The sequence below is a fragment of the Pseudoalteromonas sp. T1lg24 genome, from assembly GCF_002964745.1.
GTDB lineage: Bacteria > Pseudomonadota > Gammaproteobacteria > Enterobacterales > Alteromonadaceae > Pseudoalteromonas > Pseudoalteromonas spongiae.
In genome coordinates this window covers 476,270-500,840 of record NZ_PQCB01000006.1, presented here as the reverse complement: position 1 = coordinate 500,840, position 24,571 = coordinate 476,270, and the positions used below count along the sequence as shown (strand labels likewise).

Below are 24,571 nucleotides of genomic sequence, written 5' to 3'. Positions count from 1 at the left end.
AACACAAAACAACGTATTTAAAAAAATTAAAACATTCTTGGAGAATATTATGAAAAAGGCACTTTTAGTTTCAGTTATCGCATTAGCACTTAGCAACCCAGCAATGGCCAAGGAGCAAGATTTTGAAAAAGAGCCACTAATTGGCTTTGGCGCTGGCGCAACAGTAGGCGCATTAATCGGCGGCCCGGTTGGCGCGGTAGCAGGCGGTATTGTAGGTATTTTTATCGGTAAGATTGAAGGCGATAAAGTTGATATTAAAGAGCAGCAAGCTGAAATCTCTAAGCAGCAACAAACCATTGTTGCACTACAACATAAAACCTCTGATTACCAAGAGCTAGTTGCCTCAAAACAGCAACTTGAATCACAACTTGAGCACATTGCACAGCAGCGAATCGATAACTTACTAGCAATGTCGGTGCAGTTCCGCTCGGGCTCTTCAGAAATTGAACCACACTTTGCTGAACAATTGATTGAACTTGCTGAAGTGATGAAACAGCAGCCAGAAATTTATCTCGACCTAAATGGGTTTGCCGACCAACGCGGTGATGATGAAAACAATTTAGCACTATCAACTAAACGTGCCGACAACGTAGCCGCATTTCTGATTAAACAAGGTGTTGACCATAACCGCTTAAGCACCCATGGCTTTGGTGAAAGCCAAAGTATTGCCAAACAAAATGCAGAAGACAGCTTTGAAAGCAACGTATTTGACCGCCGTGTAACAGTGCATGCACGACTTAAAGAACAATCTCAAACCGCTAACAACCAATACTAGAGAGGGGCTAGTAATGTTACCAAAACACACAACAGGAGGTGAAAAAGAACAACAAGGTAAACGAAAAGGCGCGCATATGCGCCTTTTCATCAACCTTGCCATTCTTTTTGTAGCGTGGCTTGCCTCGGCCATTTTGTTTAGCGCGAAAGTGTCGGCACAAGGGCTTATTTTAACTAATCAGGCGGGGCAGGAAGTTGAGCAAAGCGTGCTTAAATCGACCCACCTTGATATTCAAGTAAAAGGCATGCTGGCGTTTGTTGAATTAAAACAAGTCTATCAAAACCCAGCATTAGAAACGCTAAATGGCAGTTACCAGTTTCCACTGCCTGAAAATAGCGCAGTGTTTGCCATGGAAATGATGCTTGATAACCGCAAAATTATTGGTGAAATTAAAGAAAAACAACAGGCTGAGGTGATTTATGAAAAAGCCCAGCAACAAGGCCATAAAGCCGCATTAGTTAAAAATCAAAGCGCCAATGTATTTAAAACCAAGGTTGCTAATATTGAGCCAGGGCAGGAAGTCGCTGTTAAGCTGAGCTTTCAATTTCCATTAACCTATCAAGATGAAGTGTTTAGCTTGCGCTTACCGACAGTGGTTGCACCGCGCTATTTTAATAATCTTGACCTTGATGAAAATGACCCGATTAGCCATTTTCAAACGCGCTCGCAAAGCAGTTTTAATACCAACACATTGATGGCCGAGGAGGCGCCAACTCCCGATTTTTTGCAAAACACTGTGTTAACCAGTTTCAATGCAAACAACAAAATTACTATCAATTTTGATGTGAACTTAGGTTTTGAACTCGATAGCATTTCCAGCCCAAGTCATATGTTGTCGGTAGTACAAACCGGAAATACACAGTATCAACTTATTCCTGCGCCACAAAGCTTAGTGGCAAATCGCGACTTTGATATTAAATTTGTGCCGCTTTTAAATGAGCAAATTACCACGCAAGTGTTCCATGAAAATATTAATGGTGAGTCATTTTACAAAGTGATGATGATGCCGCCTAAATCGGATTTTGTATCGCACAGCTTGCCCCGTGAATTGGTGTTTGTAATTGATACCTCGGGTTCTATGGCAGGCACATCAATGGAACAAGCAAAACAGGCACTGATTTTAGCGTTGGAAAAACTCGGTACAGATGATCTCTTTAATATTGTGGCATTTGATCATGAAGTTGAATTGTTTCAGCGTGGATCCGTCGCGGCAACGTATTCACAGCTGCAAGCGGCTAAACGTTTTGTTGCAGGGTTAGAAGCTGACGGCGGCACCGAAATAAATAGTGCGTTAGCAGCTAGTTTTGACGGTCAATTTGATGAAACGCGAGTACGCCAAGTGGTGTTATTAACCGATGGTGCGGTCGCCGATGCTGAATCAGTTAAGGGCTTAGTAAAAAATCGCCGTGCCGATAGTAAGCTCTTTACCATAGCTATTGGCAGTGCCCCGAATAGTCATTTAATGCGCTTATTAGCCAAGCATGGCAAAGGTGAGACTTTGTTTATTAATAATTTAGAGAACATAGCAAGCGAAGTGTCGCTGTTAAGTGACAAGTTGAGTAACCCAGCACTTCAGAATATTCGCGTGTTAAATGATATGGGCTTACCACTTTTAGATAGCTTACCGACGGCTGATCTGTATTTTTCATCGCCGCTGGTGGCTTATTTTAAATTAGCACAACCGGCTCAAGCGGTGCAGATAGCAGGTGACGGTGTAAATGGTAAGTTCTTAAAACGGGTTTCGCTTGAAAATGCGATAGCTGCAAAAGGCATCGCCCGCGCTTACGCCAAAGAACACATTAACACGCTAGATTTAGTACAGGATAAAGCTGAAATAACGAAGCTTGGCATTCGCCATGGATTATTAACACCATACACAGCCTTTATCGCGGTGGAAGAATACTTTGGTGATGTTGCCAATAAATCGTTCGAAGCGCCAAATATGCTGCCGCAAGGTAGTGCGATGCCTCAAACATCAGGCAATAACGACCGTTTGCTTTGGTTAGGTATTTTATTGTTAGTCGGTGGTTTTTTATTAGCCCTTTGGGGACAAAAAGAGGACGCAGAAAAATGAAGAGTAGGCGTAAATTGTTACGCCTTTTGGCGCTTTGTATTGCGATGTTAGGTTTTGTCTTAGTGTTTAAATCAAGCTATGTCTATGGCAAAGCGCAACTTGCTCAGTTTTTACTGTGGCAGGCGTGGCAAGAAAATAAAACGGATGCCAATCGCCAGCAAAAAGCATGGTACTACGCCGATGGTTATCCAGTTGGTGAACTTATTATTGAAAACAGAGGTATTTCGCAAATTGTGCTTAATGAAGCAAGCAACCGCAACCTTGCGTTTGCCCCCGGTATTTGGCATCACCCAAGTAACAATATCTTAGTTGCCGCACATAACGACACCCACTTTAGCTTTGTTAAAGAGTTAAAGCTCGGCGAGCAAATTAGCTACCAAGCACAAGGTAAAGGGCAGCAACACTTTAAAGTAGTTAATAAATTGCATGTTGATTACCGAGATTCAAACTGGCTATTAGGATTAGAAAGGTATTTAGTGCTGATCACCTGTGAGCGACGAAATAGTTTGGATTTAGTGCCAGAGGGAAGGGTAGTGGTAGTGGCAGAGCCAGTGATTTAGATTTTGCGGCATGCGACACAAAGACTGCGGAAAGCCAAGGTGCAAAATACTGTATTACTGAACTTGTTTCAGGATCTCAGAGCTCTGACTGGGAAGCTAATTATTAGCTGTAATGCAAAATAGAACGCATATTTGTCGCGCTGGCGACGGCAGCCAAAGGGAGGCTAACGCCGGCCTCCCTTTGGAATCCCTCGGCGCCCCAAAATCAAACTGATTCTTCAAACAAAATTTAAATGTGAACATAAACGCCATGAATCAACGCGCTAAACATCCTTGTACGCTTTCCAGCTCGAAGTCCTTTTCTCGCGTTCATAGCTAACCGAACTTCGTTCGTCTCAAGACGCTATTCACCCATGCCTACATGGCTTGCTCGACCGCTTCGCTCCCTGTCTCGCATTATTCATTTAATTTGTATTTTCAGGTTTGATTAATGGGTGAAGGAGTGAACCTGAATATCATTTTTCACAAGACGTTTAAGAGGTAATGAAAACAATACTATTGTATCTTTTTTAATCCGTAATAAAGATGTTAAGGTTGAGTTGCACACTGTCTATGTGGCTGCTGTTAATTTATGAGACAACGGAGTAGTTGCTTGTGTGTTTAGAGCACTTTGTTGAGCCTTAAGGAAAAGAGATGCTTACCAATTTAATTATTCGCGCTAGTTATGGGCTACTTATAATGCTGAGTGTAATCACGCAAGCACAACAAACAGACCTACGAACTTCAAAACTTGAAAGCGCTTTTTATAATCGTCAATATGATCTAGTCTCAGAGTTACTCGCCGCTCAACAGGAAAAGAATCTTAATAGCGAAATAATGACGGTCGCTGTTGCCGTTGCACAAAATCTTGATAACAAAGAAACACTGTTAAACGCCCTAATTGAAAACAATCCAGATAGTGCCGAGGTGCATTTTATGGCGGGTGAATTATGGTATCAAATTAAAGAGCAGTCGAACCTTTTCAATAAACTTGGTTTAGTGAAAAAATCTAATACGCATTTTATTAATGCTGCCGAGTTAGCACCCGAAAACCCTAAATATTTAGTAGCTGCTGCAAAGGCGTTAGCGATCGAAAGTAGTTTTTGGGATTCCGAGAAAAAAGATTCGAAAGTGATTGTCGATAAACTAAAAGAGCTGGATACACATTACTACAATTTGGCGTTAATGGATTACCTTCAAAATACGCAAAATAAAAAGCTCGCATTACAAACTGTTGAACTAGTTAGTCAAAACTACCCACAAAATGTTGCATTGATCCATAGAGCGGCAAATTTATTGTGGACGTTCTCAGCTAAAGCGCAAGCACAGCGTTTATTTGTAAAAGGGTGCCAAATCGCGCAAGTGATCCCTGAGCGGTTACCAACTTGGCGAGATACTTGTTTATCAGCAGCTTATCTCGCATTGCAACAACATGGTGATAAACAACTTGCGGTTGATGCAATGGAACACTTGTTAAGTAAAGAGCAGGTGAATGACAAGCAACATATAGAATATTTAATGGTGCTAGGTGAATTGTATCGATCGCTAGACGACAATAATAAAGCTAAAAGTACTTATCAAAACGCACTGACCCTTAGCGATGTTCGCTCCACTCAAAAAGATATAAAACGAGCATTAAGCGAATTAAGTCGTTAGTTTAATGTTTAAGTAGTAGTTTGTTTAAGTTGAGGTTTGTAACTCTATCGTATCGGACTTAGTTTGATGGGAAATTTATAGAAAAGAGTAATTCTTCACCTAAAGCAACGAGATGAATTTTGCTATGTTTGTCGTGCTGGCGACGGCAGCCAAAGATGAAAAGCAACCGAAACGAAGTTTCGCAGTGCTTTGAAATGAGGTCAGGGATGACCGATGTAACACAGCTTCAAGGAAGAATTTTAACGTTAACCTCAAAAGCGCCGGCCTCCTTTTGGAATCCCTCGGCGCCCCAAAATCAAACTGATTCTTCAAACACAATTTAAATGTGAACATAAACGCCATGAAGCAACGTCCCTGTTGTACATGGCTTGCTCGACCGCTTCGCTCCCTGTCTCGCATTATTCATTTAAATTGTATTTTCAGGTTTGATTAAGGGGTGAAGGAGTGAACCTAAATACCTGACTCAATGGCAGGTTAGTGCTGTGAGATCAATTGGTCGATGCAACGCTATCCTTAAATAAGGGGGTACGTTGTTATGAAACAAAGAAAACGAATTTATTATTCACCAGAGCAAAAATCGTTAATATGGGATCGCTATAAACAAGGTGACTCTCTGAATGATATTGCTCGAATGTTCGAGCGTTCCCATTCTTCTATCCTTCCAACCATATATGCTACTGGGGGTTTTCGACCTCCTGAACGCAAAAGGCATCCCAGCTCATTATCACTGAGCGAACGAGAAGAAATCTCCAGAGGTCTAGCTGCCAATTTATCTTTAAGGGAAATAGCACGAAGGCTTTCTCGAGCACCTTCTTCAATTAGTCGTGAAGTTAAAAGGCATGGAGGGTCAAAACATTACAGAGCAAACAAAGCTGATGCTGCCGCTTGGGAGAATGCCAAAAGGCCAAAGGAGTGTATGCTTAAAAATAAGCCTGAACTGTGTTACGTCATTGCTCAAAAGCTAAAACGAGCATGGTCGCCGCAACAGATATCAGGTTGGCTGAAACGAAGATATGCAAACAACCAGGAAATGCAGGTGTCGCACGAAACAATCTATAAAACCTTATATATCCAAACAAGAGGCGCTTTGAAAAAGGAGCTTCAAAAGTGTTTGAGAACAAAGCGCGTTGTAAGAAAATCGAGAACGACTTCATTAAAAGGTAAAGGAATAGGAAGAATAAATGATGCAGTTTCAATTAGTGAGCGCCCTGTAGAAGCTGAAGACAGAGCAGTGCCTGGTCATTGGGAAGGTGACTTAATCCAAGGCTGTAATAACACATTCATTGCCACATTAGTTGAGCGTCATTCTCGCTATGTTATGCTAGCTAAAGTGTCTGATAATAAAACAGCTACAGTAATCTCAGCATTGATTAAGCAAGCTCGTAGGTTACCTTCAGAGCTTTATAAAACGCTTACTTGGGATAGAGGCTCTGAGATGACTAACCATAAACATTTCACCTTAGCCACAGATATACAGATTTATTTATGTGATCCTAAGTCTCCTTGGCAGAGAGGCTCTAATGAAAATACGAACAGATTGCTTAGACAATACTTCCCCAAAGGAAGTGATTTGAGTGTGCATAGCCAACAAAAGTTAAGTCAAGTAGCAAGACAGTTAAACGAGAGACCAAGAAAGACGCTAAACTATGCATCACCGGCAGAGATATTTAATCAATGTGTTGCGTCCATCGGTTGATCTCACAGCCAAAAGCGGACGGTGGTAACGCCCGCCTAACAGGAGCTTGTTATACGAATTTACAAAATACCTATCACTTCCAGCCTGATTTTCATAGCTTGTTGCGATACTTTGAATTTTGATGCCATTCGCTCTATAAATATTTCTTTAGGCACCTTCTTCTTACATAGTTCAGTTTTTAAGGTTGCAAGTAACTCCTTACCATGTTCAACGACCAACTTTTCAGGCATTAATAACTTAGCTGCAAAATCATTAGCTCTATACTCTTTGGGATGTTGACGGCCATCTCTTCTAAGTGTGTCTGGCGTATCGATAAATTCGGAATCACCATCGCTACTTTTTAGGTATGGGATTATGTCGTATATCAAATGGCCTATTTCATGCGCAAAAGTAAACCGTTGTCGATTTTCATGATCAGTTGGATTTATCCAGATTTTGACTTTTTTATCTTCATCGACACTAATTTCACCTGAATGTGAATTAAATTTAAACCTGTGAGAAGTTTTAACTCCAAGCTTTTCGCAAACAGCATCTAAGTCAACAGGAATTTTGTACAAGTCTAAACTTTTCAATAATTTGGTAGCGCTATAATTTTCAAAATCTACTATATTTATAGTCAAGTAAAAATCCCCTTAATTTTTTTAAGAAAATTGCTATTAGTATCTTCACCAACATCATCTGTTAAATCATTCTTAAGCGCATTTATCAACTCTTCATCAGCGGAGCCGTTAGCTTCATCAATTTTTTCTTTTGCTATTTGCTCAATAGCAAAATTAATATTTTGCCTCAGCTCATCATGTTGCATCAAAGAACTAATAAACTCATCTCTAAAATCACTTTCTTTGCTCAACTTTTTCGTTATTTTACTTACAGTTTCTCTAGTATGCTGCTCTTGTTTTCTTCCTATATGCCATGTAATCAATAAACCAATAACGGTAATAGAACCACCTAATATAAATAGGAATGTACTAGAGATGTAAGATGCATGGCTTAAGACTAAATCTGCATTAGTTAACGTCTGTTCTACTTTTGAATTCGTAACTTCTATTAAGTTGCTTGTTGATGCAACCACATCATCTGTCAAATCAATACTTGTTTGAACTTTAGCCTCAACAATTTGAAGTCGGTCATTCAGTTTTTGATCTTCTAATAACAATTTAAGTTCATCAACCTTTTTTGAAAGAGACTCAAATTCGACTTCGGAGACGTAACCGTCTTTAACAGTGTCTTGTTGACTAATAGTTTGTGCTTTTTCTTTTTCTGCTTCCAATTATTAATACACTCCATGCATTATTTGTATAACGGTTTAATAGTGAAACCGTCTTGTAAGGGAGAAACTCATTCAAACACGATTTAACTTTAAAATATTGAAAAATATATTAAGTCAAAAGTAATAACAAATAAAATGAATGTTAGCGAATGACCGTTATTCGCTCAATTGCGACCTTGAAGACTGTTGCTGAGATTCCCTTCCGCTTTTATCAAACCCGAAAATCAAATTTGAATTGATAATGCGAGACAGTGAGCGTAGCGAGTCGAGTAAGCCATGCTGAGGCATGGATGCTGCTTCATGGCGCTTATCTAAAAATTCAAAATTGCTTTGAGGATTAAGTTTGATAGTGCGGTCGCCTTTCTTTTGGTTACTTTATCTTTGGCGAAGCAAAGAAAAGTAACATAAAGCCCAAGGATGGGCTTTTTCGAAACGTATGGAGGCACAATTTAGCAGCCACTCAAAAGTATAAGTAACTGCTAAAAATAAAAACTACCTTTCACTCCCAACCTCTACCGGCATGGTATCCATTTGCGGCTCCATATCCTCGTGTGGCTTAGGCTTATGGCGCTGGGCAATAACTACGCCAATAAATACACAGCCAATGGCGAGCCATTGTTGCCATGTTAAAAACTCATGAAGTAGTAATGACGCAAGTAACAAGGTGAATACAGGAATAAGATTTGAAAACGCAGCGGCAGTTAATACTGATACTTTTGAAATGGCATAGTTATACATACCGTAGCCACCCAAGGTTACAAACGAGCCTAAGTAGATAATAGCAGCGATGCCTTCTATCGACATTTCAGTTGGTATTTCAACAAAGAACAAAAAAGGTGCGAAGAATAAGGTGCCGCTGATACCTTGTAAGGCAATTAAACTAAGCGGTGAGTAACGATGAGCTAAATGCTTTACGCACACCGCATAAATAGCGGCACACACCATGGCTAAAAACTCTAAAAAGTTACCTAAGATAGGGTTGGGTGCGGCGCTGGTATCGGGCGATACAAGGGTCAATGTAATGCCACCGACAATACAAAAAACAAATCCGGTAATGATGGATTTAGATAAATACTCTTTCAGCATAACAAACGCGAGCAACGCCACAATCAGAGGGAAGCAGCTCACAATAACACCTGCTTGGCTAGCAGAGGTATATTCAAGGGCGTAGCCTTCAAATAAAAAGTACAAACAGGGTTCGGCAAGTGACATACCGAGCAGGTATTTCCAATCACCTTTTTGATAATCAAATTTTTTCACATAGCGCCAAAGCAGCATGCACAGACTAAATGTGGTGAGCATTCGCAGAAAAATCACTACCGCGGGGTGGTATAAATCAATGGCGTACTTTAAGGCAATAAACGAGCTTCCCCACAAAAATGTGGCGATCAGTAAACATAAACTAGCGGGCATAAACACTACTCAAATTTAAGGGGCAGTGAATTTAACAGACTTTTATTGGTGCAATAAGCATCAAGCGATGAGTATCGACAAAAGAATAGCGGAACACAAAAATGCAAAATTTTATGCTGTTATAGATTAGAATTTCTTATTTAAATTTGGTTGATTGGGTGGTTTGCATGATATTTTTTTGTGTGAGACCATTTTACCCTTGTTGATTTTCTCAGCTTTGATATAACAAAGACACTGGCCCGTCGTTTAGGGTATGGGGAATGAGTGAAACAAGTCAAACAATCGTAGTAAAGCTGGGTACAAGTGTATTAACCGGTGGCAGTTTTACCTTAGATAAAGCGCATATGGTTGAATTAGTGCGCCAGTGTGCCCAATTAAAAAAGAAAGGGCACAAAATTATTTTGGTTTCGAGCGGTGCGGTTGCCGCGGGAAAAGAGCATTTACATTTAAGTTGTGACTTAAGTAATGTGAACAATAAACAAATGCTTGCAGCCGTTGGCCAAAGCCACTTGATCCATACATGGCAAACCTTATTTAACTTATACGGTATGCATGTGGGGCAAATGTTGTTAACCCGCGCAGATTTAGACGACCGTGAGCGCTATTTAAATGCACGCGATACGTTAAAGGCGCTGATTAAACACGATATCGTACCGATCATTAACGAAAACGATGCGGTTGCAACACAAGAAATTAAAGTTGGGGATAATGATAATTTATCGGCTTTGGCTGCCATTCTCGCTAAGGCCGATAAATTGTTGTTACTTACGGATCAGCCGGGATTATTTACCGCAGATCCACGCGCTAACCCAGATGCCAAGTTGATTAACTTGGTCGATAAAATTGACGCTAATTTAAAAGCATTGGCAGGCGGCTCGGGTACGCATTTAGGTACTGGCGGCATGGCAACTAAACTGCAAGCAGCCGATATTGCGTGCCGTGCAGGTGTTGAAGTGATAATTGCCGCAGGCCATAAAGACAATGTAATTGTAGACGCGGCACTTGGCAAAGATGTTGGAACGCGTTTTGTAGCAACAGCGTCAGTGACTGAAAGCCGTAAACAGTGGCTAATGGCAGGGCCGCCAGCAAGCGGTGAGCTAATATTAGATGACGGCGCAGTTCGCGCAATGAAACACTCAGGATCAAGCTTGTTAGCAAAAGGCTTGAGTGATGTGCTTGGTAAATTTGAACGCGGTGCCATGGTGAAATTATGCGACCAAAATGGGGCGCAAATAGCACGGGGCATTTGTCGTTATTCATCAAGCGATCTGGCCCAGATAAAAGGGCAACATTCCGAGCAAATCAATCAATTGCTCGGTTACGACTACGGGGCGGTGGTGATTCACCGCGATGATTTAGTACTTTTTGGAGGATTAACGTGATTACGCAATTAGCACAGCAGGCAAAGTTAGCAAGTTTTGATCTCGCTGTGGCGACAACAGCACAGAAAAATACAGCATTAGAAAATATTCGTTCCATCATTTTAAAAAATGCCGAACAAATCGAACAAGTGAACCAGCGCGATATAAATGCAGGTAAAGAAAATGGCTTAACCGAGGCCTTACTTGATCGTTTATTATTAAATAAAGAACGCATTTTAGGCATTGCCGATGATATTCAAAGCTTAATCGCAATGGATGACCCTGTTGGCGGTGAATATGATGGGAAAGCGCTTGAAAATGGCCTGCGCTTAAAAAAACAAATTGTGCCATTAGGTGTGGTAGGCGTTATTTATGAAGCGCGCCCCAATGTTACGTTAGATATCGCCTGTTTATGTTTAAAAACCGGTAATGCCAGTATTTTACGCGGCGGTAAAGAAACACTTAATACTAACACTTACTTAGTTGAATTAATTGGTAAAGCGCTTATTGATGCCGGCATTAATAAAGACGCAGTGCAATTAATTACCAACCCAGATCGCGCTTTAGTGCTTGAGCTTTTAAAGCAAGATAAGTACATCGATATGATTATTCCGCGCGGTGGCGATACGCTGCAAAAAGTATGCGTTGAAAATAGCACAATACCGGTGATCACAGGCGGTATTGGTATTTGTCATTTATATGTTGATGCTTCTGCTGATTTGCAAAAAGCATTGGATGTCATTGAAAACGCCAAAGTACAGCGCCCAAGTGTGTGTAATGCGCTTGATACTGTGCTTATGGATGAATCAATTGCAAAGCAGTTAGTGCCATTATTAGCACAACGTTTAGAGCAAGTAACGCTTAAAGGCTGCGAACGAGCAGCTGCGCTTAGTGAGCGTGTTAGCAAAATTGCTGATGGTGAGTACAGCAAAGAATGGTTAAGCCTAACGCTTGGTATTAAAGTCGTTGATGATATTAACCAAGCGATAATGCATATTCGTGAGCATTCATCAGGTCACTCAGATGGTATTTTGTCTGAGAGTTTAAGTAACACCAATAAGTTTGTTGCAGCGGTCAATTCTGCGGCAGTGTATGTCAATGCCAGCACGCGCTTTACTGATGGCTCGCAGTTTGGCTTAGGTGCTGAAGTTGCCGTATCAACACAAAAACTGCATGCCCGTGGGCCTATGGGCTTAGAAGCATTAACCACCTATAAATGGGTAGGTGAAGGTGATTACCTTATTCGCCAATAAACTCAATAATAAAATCCCACCCCCTGTGGTGGGATTATTTTGTATGCTGGGCATGTATTTAGTGTCAGATGCTGAAGTCACATTTGAGATTACTCGCACACTTAATTTTAAACTGTTTGTACTTGCCGTTTTGCTTGGGGTAGCTATTGCCCTTGCTGGTGTTATTTCTTTTCGTAAAGCCAGTACCACGGTAAACCCCCTTAAACTCGAAACCGCCTCAAGCCTAGAGCGTGTTGACCTTTGAGGTCTAAATTCTGTTCAAATCCAAAGCTTTTTGATCGCGGCGTTGCTTTGTAGGCCTAGCGGGCTAAGTCAAGAAGCAACAACAAAGAACAAAACGCTTTGGGTTGAACCTGTTAGGCAGCGCTTGTTTGGCATTTATACTGTGTTATCGCTCATTTATGTAGAGTAACTACACCACAATCGCTCTGCCTGGTCTAAATACCAAACAAACTGCTGCAGAAATAGACAGCAAAGGTCAACACGCTCTAATTACTAGCGGTATTTTTCAATATACGCGTAACCCAATGTATTTGGGCATGGCTTTAGCTATTTTAGGCTTTGCTATTTTACTTGGTAGTTGGTTAAGTTTGTTAGGTGTTGTGGCATTTATGTTGTTTATAGAGTGCTTTCAAATTAAACCAGAAGAAGCCGCGTTAACCGAGTGCTTTGGTGAGCAATTTATACAGTATAAAAAACATGTTCGCCGTTGGTTATAAGTTAGACTCTTCTTGCTTCGGGCTAACCTTTATTCGTTCCAGCATTTACAGTAAAATGCCGCCAAATTGATTGGAGGTTGTATGAAGTTTGTTCGTTGGCTATTAGGCCGCATTATTTTGTTTTTTGATTTTATTACAACACCACGTGGTGTTAAACGCGATGCACAGCTGCAAGCTGAAATAGACACAAAAACCCAAAACTTAAGCTTATATCAATTCAAAGCGTGCCCGTTTTGCGTAAAAGTACGCCGCGCAATGAAGCGCAATAGTTTAAATATTGAATTGCGTGACGCAAAAGCCGAAGGTATTCACCGTGAAACACTTGCAGCAGAAGGCGGTAAAGTAAAAGTGCCGTGCTTACGTATTGAGCAAGACGACAAAGTAACATGGCTTTACGAGTCTAACGATATTATTGCCTTTTTAGAAAATGAAGTAGCCAATAAAGCTGCTTAATTTTCAATAAGTAGTAAAGAGTTTTACAAAACGCAGCTTCGGCTGCGTTTTTTGTTTTTTCATGTTTTATACGTAATATGTCACAGTGTTGTTTTGCTTTTTGTTATGGAGTGACGAATGAAATGGCTGATATTACTCTTATTTTTTCCACTGAATTTATATGCGAGCCAATGTGGTAAAGACATGGATAAATCCTTAGTAGGTGGTGGATGTGTTTGCCCTATTGGTAAGGATTGGCGCTACGGTCAGTGCGTCAGCTATGGCTTGCCTGAATTTGCCATTGATAATGGCGAAGGCGGGTGGCAATGCATTGAAGGCTATGTTCAAAAAGGTAAACGCTGTGAAAAGTACATTGTGCCGGTAGCAGATAGTAAACTTGTGAAAGTAGCAGTACACGATTGTGATGGCACAACAACGGGTAAATGCAAATTACCTAAACAAATTCAAAGCTACTTATTAAAGAAACAAAAAACGCAGCTCTAGGCTGCGTTTTGCTATTAAAGCGATTTATTAGCTTTTTTCTTCCACTTGCTTTGCAACTGGCTTGGTTGCCTTTTTAGCGGAGGCTTTATCAAAAATACCTAAGCGAATGCGAATAAAGTGAAAGATTTCACGCGGTACGTCAATATCGACTGCGTTTTCTAATCCCTCAAAGCCAGGCGATGAATTCGCTTCGCAAATCTTAAAGTGTTCTTGATCGAATAATAAGTCAATACCTGCTACATCTAAGCCAAGCACGTTGGCAGTTTGTGTGGCAAGCCATTCAATTTCAGGCGTAATAGGGTAAAGTTTACCAACGCCACCTAAGCTTACATTTGCTTTAAAGTTTTCGCCGTTTGAGTTGCGTTCCATACAGGCAATTGCACGACCACCAATGGTAAATACGCGCAAATCTCTACCGTGACTGGCTTTTACAAACTGCTGCAAAATAATATTTGCTTTTGGACTTGTTGCTTCAATTAATTGCATTAAGTCATCAAATTCGCCCGGTGATTTTGATAAAAATACACCGCTGCCTTGCGAACCCGACAGGGTTTTTACAACAACAGGAAAACCAATTTGCTTTTCAACTAGCGCCACGTTTACTGGGAACTTAACCAGCATGGTATCGGGTGTTGGTAAGTTTTTCTCAGCTAAGATTTGCTGTGCAAACAGCTTATCTTTTACGGTTTCAATTGAATGCGAGCTGTTTACACAGTAAACACCTAAGCGCTCTAAGTGACGAATGACAGCAAGGGTAAAGTAGGTTGTGCCAGCACCCATGCGTGGCATTACAAAATCAGGAAGTTCCTGACGTTTACCATCAATTAGAATACTTTTTTCGTCATCACGGGTTACCGTTAGATCGAACTGATCCGGTGAAAATACCTGTAATTCAATATTTTCTTCTTTTGCTACTTCAAGTAAGCGGTGTATTTCGTACGCTTCTTGACGCAATAGCATTTCGTTTTGCTTGTAGATTATCCAACCACGCATTAGTAATTACCTTCTAATTCATTAAATGCGTTATCAACATTGGCTTTAACTGAACTACTTAGAGTATGAAATCGTTTGCTTTGAGTAGCCGATTTATACTTGTGCCACAAACTCTCTAATCGAGTTTCGGGGTCTCGTTTTGTAACGCACATAGCCACAAAATTCTCTTCAGTGTGATTTTGTGGCTCTGCTAGTTGATGTTCTAATTGAAATAATCGCTTACCGATGGCTGTTAACAATTCTGCTTCTTGAATTGTAAAGTGTCCGCTACGGTTAAATCCTTGTGGAAAATTCAGGTCATCATAGAAATTGCTTGTTTTTACAAAACCATGTAATAAGTCCATATGAGATACTCATGTTGACAACTTTGCCCATTTTGGCGGAGTATGCGTGAATTGTGTTTACTAAGTACAACAATAAAAATTTATCGTCACGATAAGAGATACTGCTTTGGATATCGAATTAGTTAAAACCTTTATAGAAGTAAAAAACTGTCGCCATTTTGGTAAGGCGGCTGAAAATTTATATTTAACGCAAGCTGCTGTAAGTTCGAGAATTCGCCAGCTTGAGCAGTATTTTGGCGTAGAGCTATTTATTCGCAACCGTAATAATATTCAGCTTACGCCTGCGGGCGAACGATTTGTTTCGCATGCCGAAGTGATGATGCAAACATTGCGTATGGCAAAGCAAGATGTAGCATTAACCCAAGAGCAAGTGACGCAAATCTCTATCGCAGGTACGCCGAATACGTGGGATACCTACATTCATGATGCGATTTCAAAAATATACGCGACGCAACCTGATGTAAGCTTGGTGGCTGAAATTTTAGCGCGAGAGCAGATCACGCGACAATTGTTAGAGCGCTCACTAGATATCGCAATTATTTTTGATCCGCCCAAAGCGGAAGAGCTTAAAATTGAATTACTGCATACTTTTGCATTAATCCCAGTATCAACTTCAAGCGAACCAATTGCTAGCCCAAGTGATGTAACCCGTTATATTCGTGTTGATTGGGGCACTAATTTTACGGCATGGCATGGAAAAGAGCTTAAAGGCATGGCTACACCATTAATGCGAACCAGTACAGCACGTATCGCTCTTGATTTAATGCTGCAGTGCGGCGGCACGGCCTATTTACCCGATGTATTAGTAGAGCCTTTTATTGAGCAGGGCTCATTGCACCGGTTAGATGCATTACCTGAGTTTAAGCGCGATGTGTATATTGCGTATCACAAAGAGAATGAGCATGCCCAAAAACTACACGCTATTCGCCGTATGTTAGGTAAAGAAGAGCCAGAAGCACCCACTATTATTGTGCCTTAATCTTGATAAATATAGGGTAAATAGATTTCCATATTTGCGTCTGGGAATTTAGGCGCTTTAAAACCAAACTGCTGATAAAGCCCATGGGCATCTTTAGTAGCAAGGGTGAAACGCATTAAACCTTGTAACTTAGGATGTTCAACGACTGCTTTTATGAGAGTTTTGCCAACTCCCAAGCCTCGGTTGTCGGGTAAAACAAACACATCCAATAAATTAGCGAATGTGGCATAGTCACTGACTACCCGTGCAAATGCGAGCAATTCGCCGTCTTCACTTTTTATAACAAAGCATAGTGAGTTGCTTAACGTTGTTTTTATACCAATTCTGTTAAGTATGTGATCAGGGATAGCGCTGGATAAATGAAATGGTAACAAGGCGGAATTTTTCTTATGTAGTTGTTCTACATTGATAAATTATAACGCAGTTAGCATGATATTTAGCCCGCTAGGATGATCAGCTATTTAAGTGAATTGGTATTAGTGTGTGTTTTGGAATATTTAAACACCAATATGCATGAAGCGATAAAAACTGATGAATTTGCTCAAAATCATACTCATCAATTGTGTGGCACACCTTCATATTGTTTACTCCTTAATAAAAGATAAGTGGTAATGTCAGTAGTAACAGGCTCGCCATAACCAAATTAAAACGTTTTAGCTTTTGTGGATTTTGTAAAAAGCCATTTAGGAAACGACCAACAGCAACCCAAAAAAACGAGCAAGGTAAGGTCGCCAAGTTAAATACGATTACGCCTAGTAAAGCCGAGGGCCAGTACTGTTCATTGGGTAAGGTAAGTGCGGTTACTAAAGTGAGTAACATTGCCCATGATTTAGGGTTCACCAATTGAAATAGCGCTGCTTGGCTAAATGTCATAGGGGAGGCGCTACTGTTACTGCTATTTGGCTTACCACGCACAATTTTAATCGCTAAATAAATAATGTAGCTGGCGGCAAACACACTTAATACTTGATGCAGCATTGGATACTGTTCAAACAGCTTGCCAAGGCCAAGCAACATAGCTAAATGCATACACGTCATGCCGATACGAATGCCCACAATATGCGGCAGCGTTTTACGAAAATCAAAATTCGCCCCTGAGTAGGCGAGCAGAATATTATTTGGCCCGGGTGTGAGTGTGGCACTAATGCTAAATAATATAAGTGCAGGCAATAATGATAGTACTGTGCTGGTTTCCATTTTGATCCTCTAATTGTATCAATACAATTTCATATTTATTTATATTGTTAGCAATGGCATATTGTTATAAAAGGATCAATTTAAATATTGTTATGAATACAATTTGGTTGCCAGAAATAACAGAGTACCAAGAGCTCTGTAAATTAAGTTCAAAATATCAGGCGCTTGCAAATTTAATTGAGCGTGTCGCTCAATCTGGGGTAATTTCTGCGGAGCAAAAACTGCCAGCACAACGAATTTTAGCCGATCACCTTGGTGTGACTCATGGCACGGTTACGCGCGCCTATGATTTACTCGTTAAGCGCGGTATTGCGACAGCAAAACTGGGGGCCGGCACGTTTATAAAAGCACAGTCAGTACATTTGGATGAATTAGACGATACCGACTTTTCATCGAGCATGATGCCGCTTATGGGGCAACAAAATATATTGGCTGAGCAAATGCGCAAGCTAGCAAATAACGCCTCTGCGCTGACAGATATTTTGCGCTACAAACTCAATGGCAGCGATGAACTACAAAGTACGTTTAAAGCTTGGTTAAACGATAAAGGATTGCAAATTGGTAAGCAGGAGCTGATTTTTTGCCAAGGTGCTCAGCAAGCGATTTACAGTGTGCTTGCTGCATTGTGCCAAGCTGGCGATATGGTGCTTCACGAGGAAATGTGTTATCCCGGTTTTTATCAAGCATGTGATTCACTTGGTTTAAATACTAAATCGATTGCTCTTACGCCCGCAGGTATCGATTTAAATGCCCTTGAGGCTTATTGTAAGTCGCATAAGATAAAAGCGATTTATATAACACCAAACTGTCAAAACCCCACCAATATTCGCTATGACCAAGAAACGTTAGATGGGTTGCTTGCGCTTAGTCAGCGTTATAACTTTTTTATTCTTGAAGATGATGTGAACTATTGCTTACCTGAAAACTGGCGTTTACCGCTTTGGCAAACAGCCAATGACAGGGTGTTTTATATAGGTAGCTTTTCAAAATATTTTGCTGGTGGCCTGCGGGCAGGATATTTAATTGCGCCATTTTTGTGGCAGCAAGCAGTGCTTAAGCAAATTCATAGTCAGTGTTGGTCGGTGTCGATGATGAATTTTGAGTTGTTAGCACTTGCACTAAATGATGATGAATTTAAACGCAACCAATTGCAGCTCGCAGATGAAGTAAGCGCGCGCATCAACTTATTGCGAGCGCTTTTTGAAAAACATGGCTTAGAGGCGGTGTTTTCGGGCTTAAATGTGTATTTACCTCTGCCTGAACATATCAATATGTTCTCATTGGCAAATCAATTAAAAGCAAATCGCGTAATTGTGCGAACCGTTGATGTATTCACGCGCAATGGCAACGCGAATTGCAACGCACTTAGATTTACTTTGGGTGGTCCAAGCTCACGACAAGCATTTGAACTTGGCCTTGCCCGTGTTGATCAAGTGTTACGGCATCGTGATGGTGGTATTGAAGTGGTAATTTAGCTTAAAAAAGTGTGGGAATGACTTCGAAAAATAGCCGTGGTGTGCTATCTTTTCGCCAATTTTATCGCTATCGATTTATAAGAGACATTTGATGACAATTCGTACACGTGTTGCACCGTCACCAACCGGTGATCCGCATTTAGGAACGGCCTATATTGCACTATTTAACTACTGCTTTGCGAAACAGCAAGGTGGTGAATTTGTACTGCGTATTGAAGATACAGACCAAGTGCGTAGCACGCGTGAATCAGAACAAGCGATTATGGACAGCCTTAAATGGTTAGGTCTTAACTGGGATCACGGTCCAGATGTAGGCGGCGAGTTTGGCCCATACCGTCAGTCTGAGCGTTCTGATATGTACAAAAAGTTTGCTCACCAATTGGTTAATGAAGGTAAAGCATTTTACTGTTTTGCCACAGCTGAAGAGCTTGACCAAATGCGTGAAGAGCAAATGGCGGAAGGTCTTCGTCCTAAGTATGACGGCCGTGGTTTAAACTTGTCTGAAGACGAAATTAAAGCAAACCTTGAAGCGGGTAAGCCTTACGTTATCCGTATGAAAATTCCTGCTGAGGGGTCGTTTAAGTTTAACGATTACCTACGTGGCGAGATTGAAATCCCGTGGGAAAACGTAGACATGCAGGTGCTTTTAAAAGCCGATGGTTTTCCAACCTATTTCTTAGCGAATGTGGTAGATGATCACCATATGGAAATTAGCCACATTTTCCGCGGTGAAGAGTGGATTAACTCAGCACCTAAGTTACTAAAACTTTACGAAGATTTTGGCTGGCAGCCGCCGGTATTGGGTCACTTACCACTACTGCGTAACCCTGATAAGTCAAAATTATCTAAGCGTAAGAACCCAACATCGATTAATTACTATAAAGAGATGGGCTTTTTACCAGAAGCATTACTTAACTACCTTGGCCGCATGGGCTGGTCAATGCCAGATGAGCGTGAAAAGTTCACGCTTGATGAAATGATTGAACACTTTGATATGAAGCGTGTATCACTAGGTGGTCCAATTTTCGATATCGACAAGCTTAACTGGTTAAACGGTTTATGGATCCGCGAAAACTTATCTGATGAAGAGTTAATGGCGCGTTTCTTTGACTGGAAATTCAACCCTGAGTTACTTGCTAAAGTATTGCCGCAGGCAAAAACGCGTATTAATACGTTATCAGATTTAGTTGATTTAGCAGGTCACTTTGTTGCAGGTACACCAGAATATGACCCAGCACTACTTACAGCAGGTAAAGTAGAAGAAGATGTGGTACGTGAAGCATTACAAATTTTCATCTGGGAATTAGAAGCACTGCGCACTTGGGAAAAATCAGAGATTTTTGCCATTGCTAAAGCGGTTGCAACGCACTTTGAGCTTAAGATTAAAGACTTCTTAGAGCCAATTTTTGTTGCTATCACAGGTAAAACATCGTCTACATCGGTTGTTGATGCAATGGAGATTTTAGGTTCAGATATGTCGCGTGCACGTTTACGCGTAGCGTTAAACCATATCGGTGTTTCTAAGAAACAGGCGAAGAAGCTAGAAAAAGCCTATAAGGCGTACCAAGCGCAATAATAATTACGTTTTAATTTATTGTTTATAAAAGCCAGCATTATGCTGGCTTTTTACATTTTATTACCATTAATTTATGGGCGTTTTTCACAAATTAGGTACGATATGTCCGCTTTTAACTTTTCATTCAAATACAAAAGGATATGTTATGAAATCGGCCTCTTTTCTGATTTTTATAGTAATGCTTTTAATTCCCGCTACAGCAATGGCAAAAACCCAAAAACAAGGTCAATATTTTATTAACTTTGGGGTTGCTTCAAATTATTACAATTACAATAGTAAGGATGCGCGCGACGAACTAGACCAAAACCTGCAAGATTTATTAGATGATTATGATTTAAATGGTGACGATTCTGACATTGTTAACGCAAGTGTTGGCTTAGGTTATTATGTGACAAACGATTTAGCAGTACGCGCCAACTACACCTATGGCATTGAACTTGATTGGTTAGACCTATGTTTTTTTGATTGTAAGAATAATGTGTACCATGACAGCGATGCGAGTATTTTAACCTTAGATGGCATTTACCATTTTTATCATATTAATGATAAGTTATCGTTTTATGGTATCGCGGGTCTTGCAGTAACGCGTGTCTCTACTAAATTAACCTACCATCACTCGCAACAGCGAGAGCCGATTGCACGTGAAAACTCAACCAATTTTGGCGCAAATTTAGGCTTAGGTTTACAGTATGATTTTGCCCGCAATTGGGGTTTAAAAGCCGGTTATAGTCACCACACTTTCTTATCTATGGATAAGTATTATTTAAATTTAGAATGGCGCTTTTAGCAATCGTGATTGCCTTTCAACAGGTATGACCAATTATTCAGAAAAACGCTGATAAAATGCGCGGCCAAGTTAAAATTGAGGTTATTTTATGTTATCTGGTTTCTATCAAGAGTCTGAAGGAAAAGTATCGTTCAGCCGTGATCAGGCTAGCCGTTTTGCAAAACTGATTGCTGACGATTACAACCCGCTTCATGATATTGATGCAAAGCGTTTTTGTGTACCAGGTGATTTACTTTTCTCAATGGTGTTAAACAAATACGGTGTAAGTGAAAAAATGCACTTTACTTTTGCTGGCATGGTAGACGAAAAGGTATCGCTTACTTTTCCAAATGCTGACAGTGAAATTGCGTTAACACAAGATGATAAAGTGTACTTATCGGTAAACCGTGAAGGTGAGACATCAACCTGTGAAGAGCTAACCAATAGTTTAATTAAAAACTATGTGGAATTTTCAGGTAAAGCGTTCCCGCACGTGATTATTCCGCTAATGGGTGAGCAAGAGGTGATGATTAACCCTGCACGCCCTATGGTGATGTACGAGTCAATGTCGATTGAGTTTTCTAGCCTAGATGTTAAACAACCGGTATTAGAGTTTGTGACGCCTGAATTTGAGCTAACAGGAAAACGCGGAAAAATCACGCTACCATTTGTTTTTAAAGATGGCGATAAAGTGATTGGTAAAGGCGAAAAGAATATGCTGGTTTCTGGCATTCGTGAGTATTGCCAAAAAACAGTAGATGACCTTATTAGCTACTACAACCAGCGCAAAATTGATTTAAAACCAGCCTAATAGATTAGTTAGTTTGGTAAAAAGGCGAGCATTTAGCTCGCCTTTTTTAGTTCTTCTTCTAATGATTGGGTGAGTTGCTCTAGCGCTTTAATTTTTTCTTTCGCAAACTCAATTTGAGAGGCTTCAAGTTGTTGGTTTATGCCTTTTACTAACCAAGAATTTAACAGCTTTACTTTGTCTTTGGCGGCTTGAATATACGCTGTTTTTAACGCGATTTCTTGTTCATTCTCATACGCTAAGTAAGCGTCGTGATCATCTAAATCACCGGTAAATCTTGTCTCTATCTTAGTTGGTGATATCGGCGGAATATCCACTTTAACATGCGTTTTTACAGGGCTGATTAATGTTGTTTTTAATCGGCTGTTAACGGTTAATACTGGTGCTTTTGTTTCAATGGTTTGTATTTTTGCTGCGGGTTTTTCACTTGAATGCACGGTTTTTGGGGCATTAATATCAGTATATGTATTTGGGCTTATTGGCAAATTGCTAAACCAACTAAGCGCGATAATTAAGCCTGTAACTATGCTAGCAAATAGTAATTTTAATTTCATAATTGGCCGCCTTTTAGCCATTGATTTTTAGTAGTGGCATACTGCTTTTTAGCCAGTGTTGTTGCAAGCGTGGTTTTTGCCTGATAAACAACAGTTTCACTGTTTTCAGGGTAGTAATCATATTTTTTATCAAATACTTGAATGATCACCCATTGGTTTTTAGGTGTGCGTAAAAGCGTTGGACCTTGTTTTGTTGATAAATTAAATGCAGCTTGATTAACAAAGCTATTGTTAAGCGTTTTACGCTTTATAACTGCTTTTTTACTATTCAGTTGCTGTGACAGCGCATTATTTTTGTAGGCGGTTTGTGCAGCTTCATGCGAGCTAAAAGATAGCGATGCGGCTGTTACTTCTGAACTATAGCGAAATTGCTGTTTATTTTGTTGGTAGTATTTAGCAATTTCAGGTGCTGAAATTTGTTGTTTCAAACTGTCGAGGTATGGGCTTTCATTATGCATACTGGCTTTTACACCAAGGTAGTTAAGGAGAGCTGGCGTTATAGCCTGACTGGTACTGAGTGACTCGAGTACTGGCCAGCGAATATTTGGGTTTTGATGCTGTTTCTTTACGGTTTGATAATGGGCTTCTACCTTTACGAGTTCAGCGAGCTGTTTTATGTCACCTTGGTGCAGGTTAAAGCGCGCTTGCATGGATGCATCATTATAGGCATCTGCCAATGTATAGCTTGTAGTTAAGGGTTGAGTTAGCTTAGCTAAAAGTTGCGTTGTTGCGATGCCATTATGAGGGTAGTTACCCAGTAGCTGTTTTAGTTCAGTACTGCTAAGAGCAATGTTTGGTACTGAAACTTTAGCAAATCCATTATCTAATAAGCTGATCATATAGCGTTTTTTATGGTAGTTAGTGCTAAAGCCTACACTTGAAACACGCTCCAATAATGTTGGTGCTTTTTGTTTTGCCAATGCAAGGTGAAAATACAGAGTTTCAAGCCTTTGTTGTGTTTGACTTAGTGTTAACTGCTCGCCTTGCTTGATATAAAACTGCTTCATAAAAGCAATTTCTTGGTTATTAAATTGCACATTAGCGTGTGCAAAGCACGCTAAAAGCGTGCTTAATAATACTAAAAACTTCATTTATAGCTGTACCACGGCATGATTAAGTAAATGAACGACCATAGCAATGGCATGTGGGATCACAACTTGCCCGGTATTTACACGGTCGTAGTGATCTTTTGAATTAAGTACTATGCCACCTTGTGAATATGAAAGTGCACCACCTTGAGTAAGAATTGGGCGAATATCTTGCTGGTTTGCATCAAGTGTTGCGTAGTATTCAAGTGCTTGGCTGACTTTACTAAAATCGTTTAGCTGCTCTTTATCGTAGTAATCTTTTACCCACGATTCCCAACCAGAGTGATTTAATGCAGATGTTACCCAAGTGTGGTGTGGCTGCAGTAAATCGGTGGTGTGAAATACAAATCCTAGGATCTGGGGGTTTTTGCTTTCGACAAACTTTTGAAACCAGTACTGACCCAAATGATCAATTGGTTGGAACGGCATTTCTTCAAAGTCATCATACATGTTGTAGTGTGAGTGACCATCAATGCGGTAGTTTGCTTCAGTAATGCCGTAGCTATTGTATTTCGTTGAGTCAGAACCAAACCAGCCGGTTTCGCCACCGCGGCCATCGTCTAAGTAATCGCCTTTTAACCAAGTTGCGGCTAAATTATCAATGTCACCCCATACCGTAAGTTTTTGGTAGTTATAACCACCAAAGTCATTGCCGTGTTGGTCGGGCCCTTGGGTATGGTTTTGAAAGTGCCAGTAGCTAGTGTACTTTACAATGCTTTCAGCTGCGCCCCAAATAGGCGCTTGTACGCAAGACCCAGTGATTGCGCCACAAAAGAATGTATCTTCAAAATCATCAACGTCGTAAGCAGCTTGACCAAGTAAGTTAGCCAACTGATCAACTGACAAGTTAAGTTGAGACGCCCATGCGGACAACTTGGCATACTCAGTAGAGCTTGGGTTTTGTTGCATGTAGTTTACTGCGTCAATAACAATGCGTTTGTGTGTTTCTTGTGAGAAGGCGTTCGCTTGTTGGCTTGCGCAAGCAATAGCACCAGCAACAAGTAGTGAGGTAGCGTTGGTTTTCATGTGTACCCTTATTTTTGTTGTTAATAAAGGTACTAAGTTAAGTGTTTAGTTTTACAGCTAATTTACAGTTTAA

The 24,571-nt window shown here is 40.5% G+C and carries 27 protein-coding genes; 16 read left to right on the top strand and 11 right to left on the bottom strand.

Features of this window, described 5'->3' with window-relative positions; genetic code table 11:
- Positions 1–49: 49 nt before the first annotated feature.
- The 5 genes from pdsO to C2M30_RS05350 all read left to right on the top strand — a co-directional run bounded on the left by pdsO (position 50) and on the right by C2M30_RS05350 (position 6,740).
- Positions 50–775 (top strand): sortase-associated OmpA-like protein PdsO, encoded by a 726-nt coding sequence (gene pdsO, locus C2M30_RS05370; protein WP_082428631.1) that lies wholly within the window; start codon positions 50–52, stop codon positions 773–775.
- Between the two features lie 13 nt (positions 776–788).
- Positions 789–2,849 (top strand): VIT domain-containing protein, encoded by a 2,061-nt coding sequence (locus C2M30_RS05365; RefSeq protein WP_158683327.1) that lies wholly within the window; start codon positions 789–791, stop codon positions 2,847–2,849.
- Positions 2,846–3,409 (top strand): sortase domain-containing protein, encoded by a 564-nt coding sequence (locus C2M30_RS05360; protein WP_105170925.1) that lies wholly within the window; start codon positions 2,846–2,848, stop codon positions 3,407–3,409. Before C2M30_RS05365 ends, C2M30_RS05360 begins: the two co-directional genes overlap by 4 nt.
- A 633-nt stretch (positions 3,410–4,042) precedes the next feature.
- Positions 4,043–5,044 carry a tetratricopeptide repeat protein gene (locus tag C2M30_RS05355; RefSeq protein WP_105170924.1) on the top strand — a complete coding sequence of 334 codons (1,002 nt, stop codon included), beginning with the start codon at positions 4,043–4,045 and terminating at the stop codon, positions 5,042–5,044.
- Between the two features lie 535 nt (positions 5,045–5,579).
- Complete coding sequence (locus C2M30_RS05350) at positions 5,580–6,740, top strand: IS30 family transposase (RefSeq protein ID WP_105170923.1); 1,161 nt, start codon at positions 5,580–5,582, stop codon at positions 6,738–6,740.
- Positions 6,741–6,799: 59 nt separating this feature from the next.
- On the opposite strand, the gene C2M30_RS05345 is transcribed toward C2M30_RS05350, so the two are convergent.
- The 3 genes from C2M30_RS05345 to C2M30_RS05335 all read right to left on the bottom strand — a co-directional run bounded on the left by C2M30_RS05345 (position 6,800) and on the right by C2M30_RS05335 (position 9,423).
- A complete protein-coding gene (locus C2M30_RS05345; RefSeq protein ID WP_105170922.1) occupies positions 6,800–7,360 on the bottom strand; it encodes an ImmA/IrrE family metallo-endopeptidase in 561 nt (186 codons plus the stop codon).
- On the bottom strand, positions 7,357–8,010 hold the full coding sequence (locus tag C2M30_RS05340) for a hypothetical protein (protein ID WP_105170921.1): 654 nt from the start codon (positions 8,008–8,010) through the stop codon (positions 7,357–7,359). Before C2M30_RS05340 ends, C2M30_RS05345 begins: the two co-directional genes overlap by 4 nt.
- 492 nt (positions 8,011–8,502) lie before the next feature.
- Positions 8,503–9,423, bottom strand: a complete 921-nt coding sequence (locus C2M30_RS05335; RefSeq protein ID WP_105170920.1) for a DMT family transporter — start codon at positions 9,421–9,423, stop codon at positions 8,503–8,505.
- A 260-nt stretch (positions 9,424–9,683) separates the two neighbouring features.
- Here C2M30_RS05335 and proB point away from each other — a divergent pair, with 260 nt between their 5' ends.
- From proB to C2M30_RS05305, 6 genes are all read left to right on the top strand, one after another.
- Positions 9,684–10,805: a glutamate 5-kinase gene (gene proB, locus C2M30_RS05330; RefSeq protein ID WP_105170919.1), complete on the top strand. Its 1,122-nt coding sequence runs from the start codon at positions 9,684–9,686 to the stop codon at positions 10,803–10,805.
- Positions 10,802–12,037, top strand: a complete 1,236-nt coding sequence (locus tag C2M30_RS05325) for a glutamate-5-semialdehyde dehydrogenase (RefSeq protein WP_105170918.1) — start codon at positions 10,802–10,804, stop codon at positions 12,035–12,037. Before proB ends, C2M30_RS05325 begins: the two co-directional genes overlap by 4 nt.
- On the top strand, positions 12,015–12,281 hold the full coding sequence (locus C2M30_RS05320) for a hypothetical protein (RefSeq protein WP_158683326.1): 267 nt from the start codon (positions 12,015–12,017) through the stop codon (positions 12,279–12,281). Before C2M30_RS05325 ends, C2M30_RS05320 begins: the two co-directional genes overlap by 23 nt.
- Positions 12,282–12,459: 178 nt before the next feature.
- Positions 12,460–12,756, top strand: a complete 297-nt coding sequence (locus C2M30_RS22115) for a methyltransferase family protein (protein WP_105170916.1) — start codon at positions 12,460–12,462, stop codon at positions 12,754–12,756.
- Between the two features lie 81 nt (positions 12,757–12,837).
- Positions 12,838–13,209: a glutaredoxin family protein gene (locus C2M30_RS05310; protein WP_054979748.1), complete on the top strand. Its 372-nt coding sequence runs from the start codon at positions 12,838–12,840 to the stop codon at positions 13,207–13,209.
- A gap of 117 nt (positions 13,210–13,326) precedes the next feature.
- Positions 13,327–13,692, top strand: a complete 366-nt coding sequence (locus C2M30_RS05305) for a hypothetical protein (RefSeq protein WP_054979747.1) — start codon at positions 13,327–13,329, stop codon at positions 13,690–13,692.
- Between the two features lie 27 nt (positions 13,693–13,719).
- On the opposite strand, the gene C2M30_RS05300 is transcribed toward C2M30_RS05305, so the two are convergent.
- Both C2M30_RS05300 and maoP read right to left on the bottom strand, forming a co-directional pair.
- Positions 13,720–14,685: an ATP-grasp domain-containing protein gene (locus C2M30_RS05300; protein WP_100912704.1), complete on the bottom strand. Its 966-nt coding sequence runs from the start codon at positions 14,683–14,685 to the stop codon at positions 13,720–13,722.
- Positions 14,685–15,029, bottom strand: a complete 345-nt coding sequence (gene maoP, locus C2M30_RS05295; protein WP_054979746.1) for a DUF413 domain-containing protein — start codon at positions 15,027–15,029, stop codon at positions 14,685–14,687. The genes C2M30_RS05300 and maoP overlap by 1 nt, the downstream gene beginning before the upstream one ends.
- A 106-nt stretch (positions 15,030–15,135) precedes the next feature.
- On the opposite strand from maoP, the gene C2M30_RS05290 reads away from it, so the two are divergent.
- A complete protein-coding gene (locus C2M30_RS05290; RefSeq protein ID WP_010560965.1) occupies positions 15,136–16,008 on the top strand; it encodes a LysR family transcriptional regulator in 873 nt (290 codons plus the stop codon).
- Here C2M30_RS05290 and C2M30_RS05285 read toward each other — a convergent pair.
- The 3 genes from C2M30_RS05285 to C2M30_RS05275 all read right to left on the bottom strand — a co-directional run bounded on the left by C2M30_RS05285 (position 16,005) and on the right by C2M30_RS05275 (position 17,205).
- Complete coding sequence (locus C2M30_RS05285; RefSeq protein WP_234004684.1) at positions 16,005–16,382, bottom strand: GNAT family N-acetyltransferase; 378 nt, start codon at positions 16,380–16,382, stop codon at positions 16,005–16,007. The two genes, C2M30_RS05290 and C2M30_RS05285, sit on opposite strands and share 4 nt — an antisense overlap.
- Before the next feature lie 79 nt (positions 16,383–16,461).
- Positions 16,462–16,587, bottom strand: coding sequence for a hypothetical protein (locus tag C2M30_RS21925; protein WP_267894184.1), 126 nt, complete (start codon positions 16,585–16,587; stop codon positions 16,462–16,464).
- A 12-nt stretch (positions 16,588–16,599) separates the two neighbouring features.
- Positions 16,600–17,205 (bottom strand): LysE family translocator, encoded by a 606-nt coding sequence (locus C2M30_RS05275; protein WP_105170915.1) that lies wholly within the window; start codon positions 17,203–17,205, stop codon positions 16,600–16,602.
- A 92-nt stretch (positions 17,206–17,297) separates the two neighbouring features.
- Here C2M30_RS05275 and C2M30_RS05270 point away from each other — a divergent pair, with 92 nt between their 5' ends.
- The 4 genes from C2M30_RS05270 (at position 17,298) to C2M30_RS05255 (ending at position 21,833) form a co-directional block, all read left to right on the top strand.
- A complete protein-coding gene (locus C2M30_RS05270; protein WP_158683325.1) occupies positions 17,298–18,680 on the top strand; it encodes an aminotransferase-like domain-containing protein in 1,383 nt (460 codons plus the stop codon).
- A 91-nt stretch (positions 18,681–18,771) separates the two neighbouring features.
- On the top strand, positions 18,772–20,256 hold the full coding sequence (gltX, locus tag C2M30_RS05265; RefSeq protein ID WP_105170913.1) for a glutamate--tRNA ligase: 1,485 nt from the start codon (positions 18,772–18,774) through the stop codon (positions 20,254–20,256).
- Positions 20,257–20,401: 145 nt separating this feature from the next.
- A complete protein-coding gene (locus C2M30_RS05260) occupies positions 20,402–21,043 on the top strand; it encodes an outer membrane protein (RefSeq protein WP_158683324.1) in 642 nt (213 codons plus the stop codon).
- Positions 21,044–21,131: 88 nt separating this feature from the next.
- Entirely contained in the window at positions 21,132–21,833 is a 702-nt protein-coding gene (locus C2M30_RS05255) for a DUF3581 family protein (protein WP_010560959.1), read from the top strand.
- 32 nt (positions 21,834–21,865) lie between these two features.
- Here the strand turns inward: C2M30_RS05255 and C2M30_RS05250 are convergent, their stop codons facing one another.
- Genes C2M30_RS05250 through C2M30_RS05240 form a run of 3 tightly spaced genes read right to left on the bottom strand, consistent with a single transcriptional unit; the run spans position 21,866 to position 24,498 of the window.
- The gene (locus C2M30_RS05250; protein WP_105170911.1) at positions 21,866–22,384 is read right to left on the bottom strand and encodes a hypothetical protein; all 519 of its coding nucleotides are present in this window, start codon (positions 22,382–22,384) and stop codon (positions 21,866–21,868) included.
- Positions 22,381–23,475, bottom strand: coding sequence for a hypothetical protein (locus C2M30_RS05245; RefSeq protein WP_105170910.1), 1,095 nt, complete (start codon positions 23,473–23,475; stop codon positions 22,381–22,383). The genes C2M30_RS05250 and C2M30_RS05245 overlap by 4 nt, the downstream gene beginning before the upstream one ends.
- Positions 23,476–24,498, bottom strand: a complete 1,023-nt coding sequence (locus C2M30_RS05240) for a phospholipase (protein ID WP_105170909.1) — start codon at positions 24,496–24,498, stop codon at positions 23,476–23,478.
- Positions 24,499–24,571 lie beyond the last annotated feature (73 nt).

Bases quoted from the DNA above. Each gene is read 5' to 3' on its own strand.
- C2M30_RS05305 (WP_054979747.1), top strand. From the start codon at position 13,327: ATGAAATGGCTGATATTACTCTTATTTTTTCCACTGAATTTATATGCG.
- C2M30_RS05350 (WP_105170923.1), top strand. From the start codon at position 5,580: ATGAAACAAAGAAAACGAATTTATTATTCACCAGAGCAAAAATCGTTA.
- C2M30_RS05270 (WP_158683325.1), top strand. From the start codon at position 17,298: ATGAATACAATTTGGTTGCCAGAAATAACAGAGTACCAAGAGCTCTGT.
- C2M30_RS05355 (WP_105170924.1), top strand. From the start codon at position 4,043: ATGCTTACCAATTTAATTATTCGCGCTAGTTATGGGCTACTTATAATG.
- C2M30_RS05245 (WP_105170910.1), bottom strand. From the start codon at position 23,475: ATGAAGTTTTTAGTATTATTAAGCACGCTTTTAGCGTGCTTTGCACAC.
- C2M30_RS05260 (WP_158683324.1), top strand. From the start codon at position 20,402: ATGAAATCGGCCTCTTTTCTGATTTTTATAGTAATGCTTTTAATTCCC.
- C2M30_RS05275 (WP_105170915.1), bottom strand. From the start codon at position 17,205: ATGGAAACCAGCACAGTACTATCATTATTGCCTGCACTTATATTATTT.
- pdsO (WP_082428631.1), top strand. From the start codon at position 50: ATGAAAAAGGCACTTTTAGTTTCAGTTATCGCATTAGCACTTAGCAAC.
- C2M30_RS05300 (WP_100912704.1), bottom strand. From the start codon at position 14,685: ATGCGTGGTTGGATAATCTACAAGCAAAACGAAATGCTATTGCGTCAA.
- C2M30_RS05335 (WP_105170920.1), bottom strand. From the start codon at position 9,423: ATGCCCGCTAGTTTATGTTTACTGATCGCCACATTTTTGTGGGGAAGC.
- C2M30_RS05255 (WP_010560959.1), top strand. From the start codon at position 21,132: ATGTTATCTGGTTTCTATCAAGAGTCTGAAGGAAAAGTATCGTTCAGC.
- proB (WP_105170919.1), top strand. From the start codon at position 9,684: ATGAGTGAAACAAGTCAAACAATCGTAGTAAAGCTGGGTACAAGTGTA.
- C2M30_RS05365 (WP_158683327.1), top strand. From the start codon at position 789: ATGTTACCAAAACACACAACAGGAGGTGAAAAAGAACAACAAGGTAAA.
- gltX (WP_105170913.1), top strand. From the start codon at position 18,772: ATGACAATTCGTACACGTGTTGCACCGTCACCAACCGGTGATCCGCAT.
- C2M30_RS05240 (WP_105170909.1), bottom strand. From the start codon at position 24,498: ATGAAAACCAACGCTACCTCACTACTTGTTGCTGGTGCTATTGCTTGC.
- C2M30_RS05250 (WP_105170911.1), bottom strand. From the start codon at position 22,384: ATGAAATTAAAATTACTATTTGCTAGCATAGTTACAGGCTTAATTATC.
- C2M30_RS05310 (WP_054979748.1), top strand. From the start codon at position 12,838: ATGAAGTTTGTTCGTTGGCTATTAGGCCGCATTATTTTGTTTTTTGAT.
- C2M30_RS21925 (WP_267894184.1), bottom strand. From the start codon at position 16,587: ATGAAGGTGTGCCACACAATTGATGAGTATGATTTTGAGCAAATTCAT.
- C2M30_RS05360 (WP_105170925.1), top strand. From the start codon at position 2,846: ATGAAGAGTAGGCGTAAATTGTTACGCCTTTTGGCGCTTTGTATTGCG.
- maoP (WP_054979746.1), bottom strand. From the start codon at position 15,029: ATGGACTTATTACATGGTTTTGTAAAAACAAGCAATTTCTATGATGAC.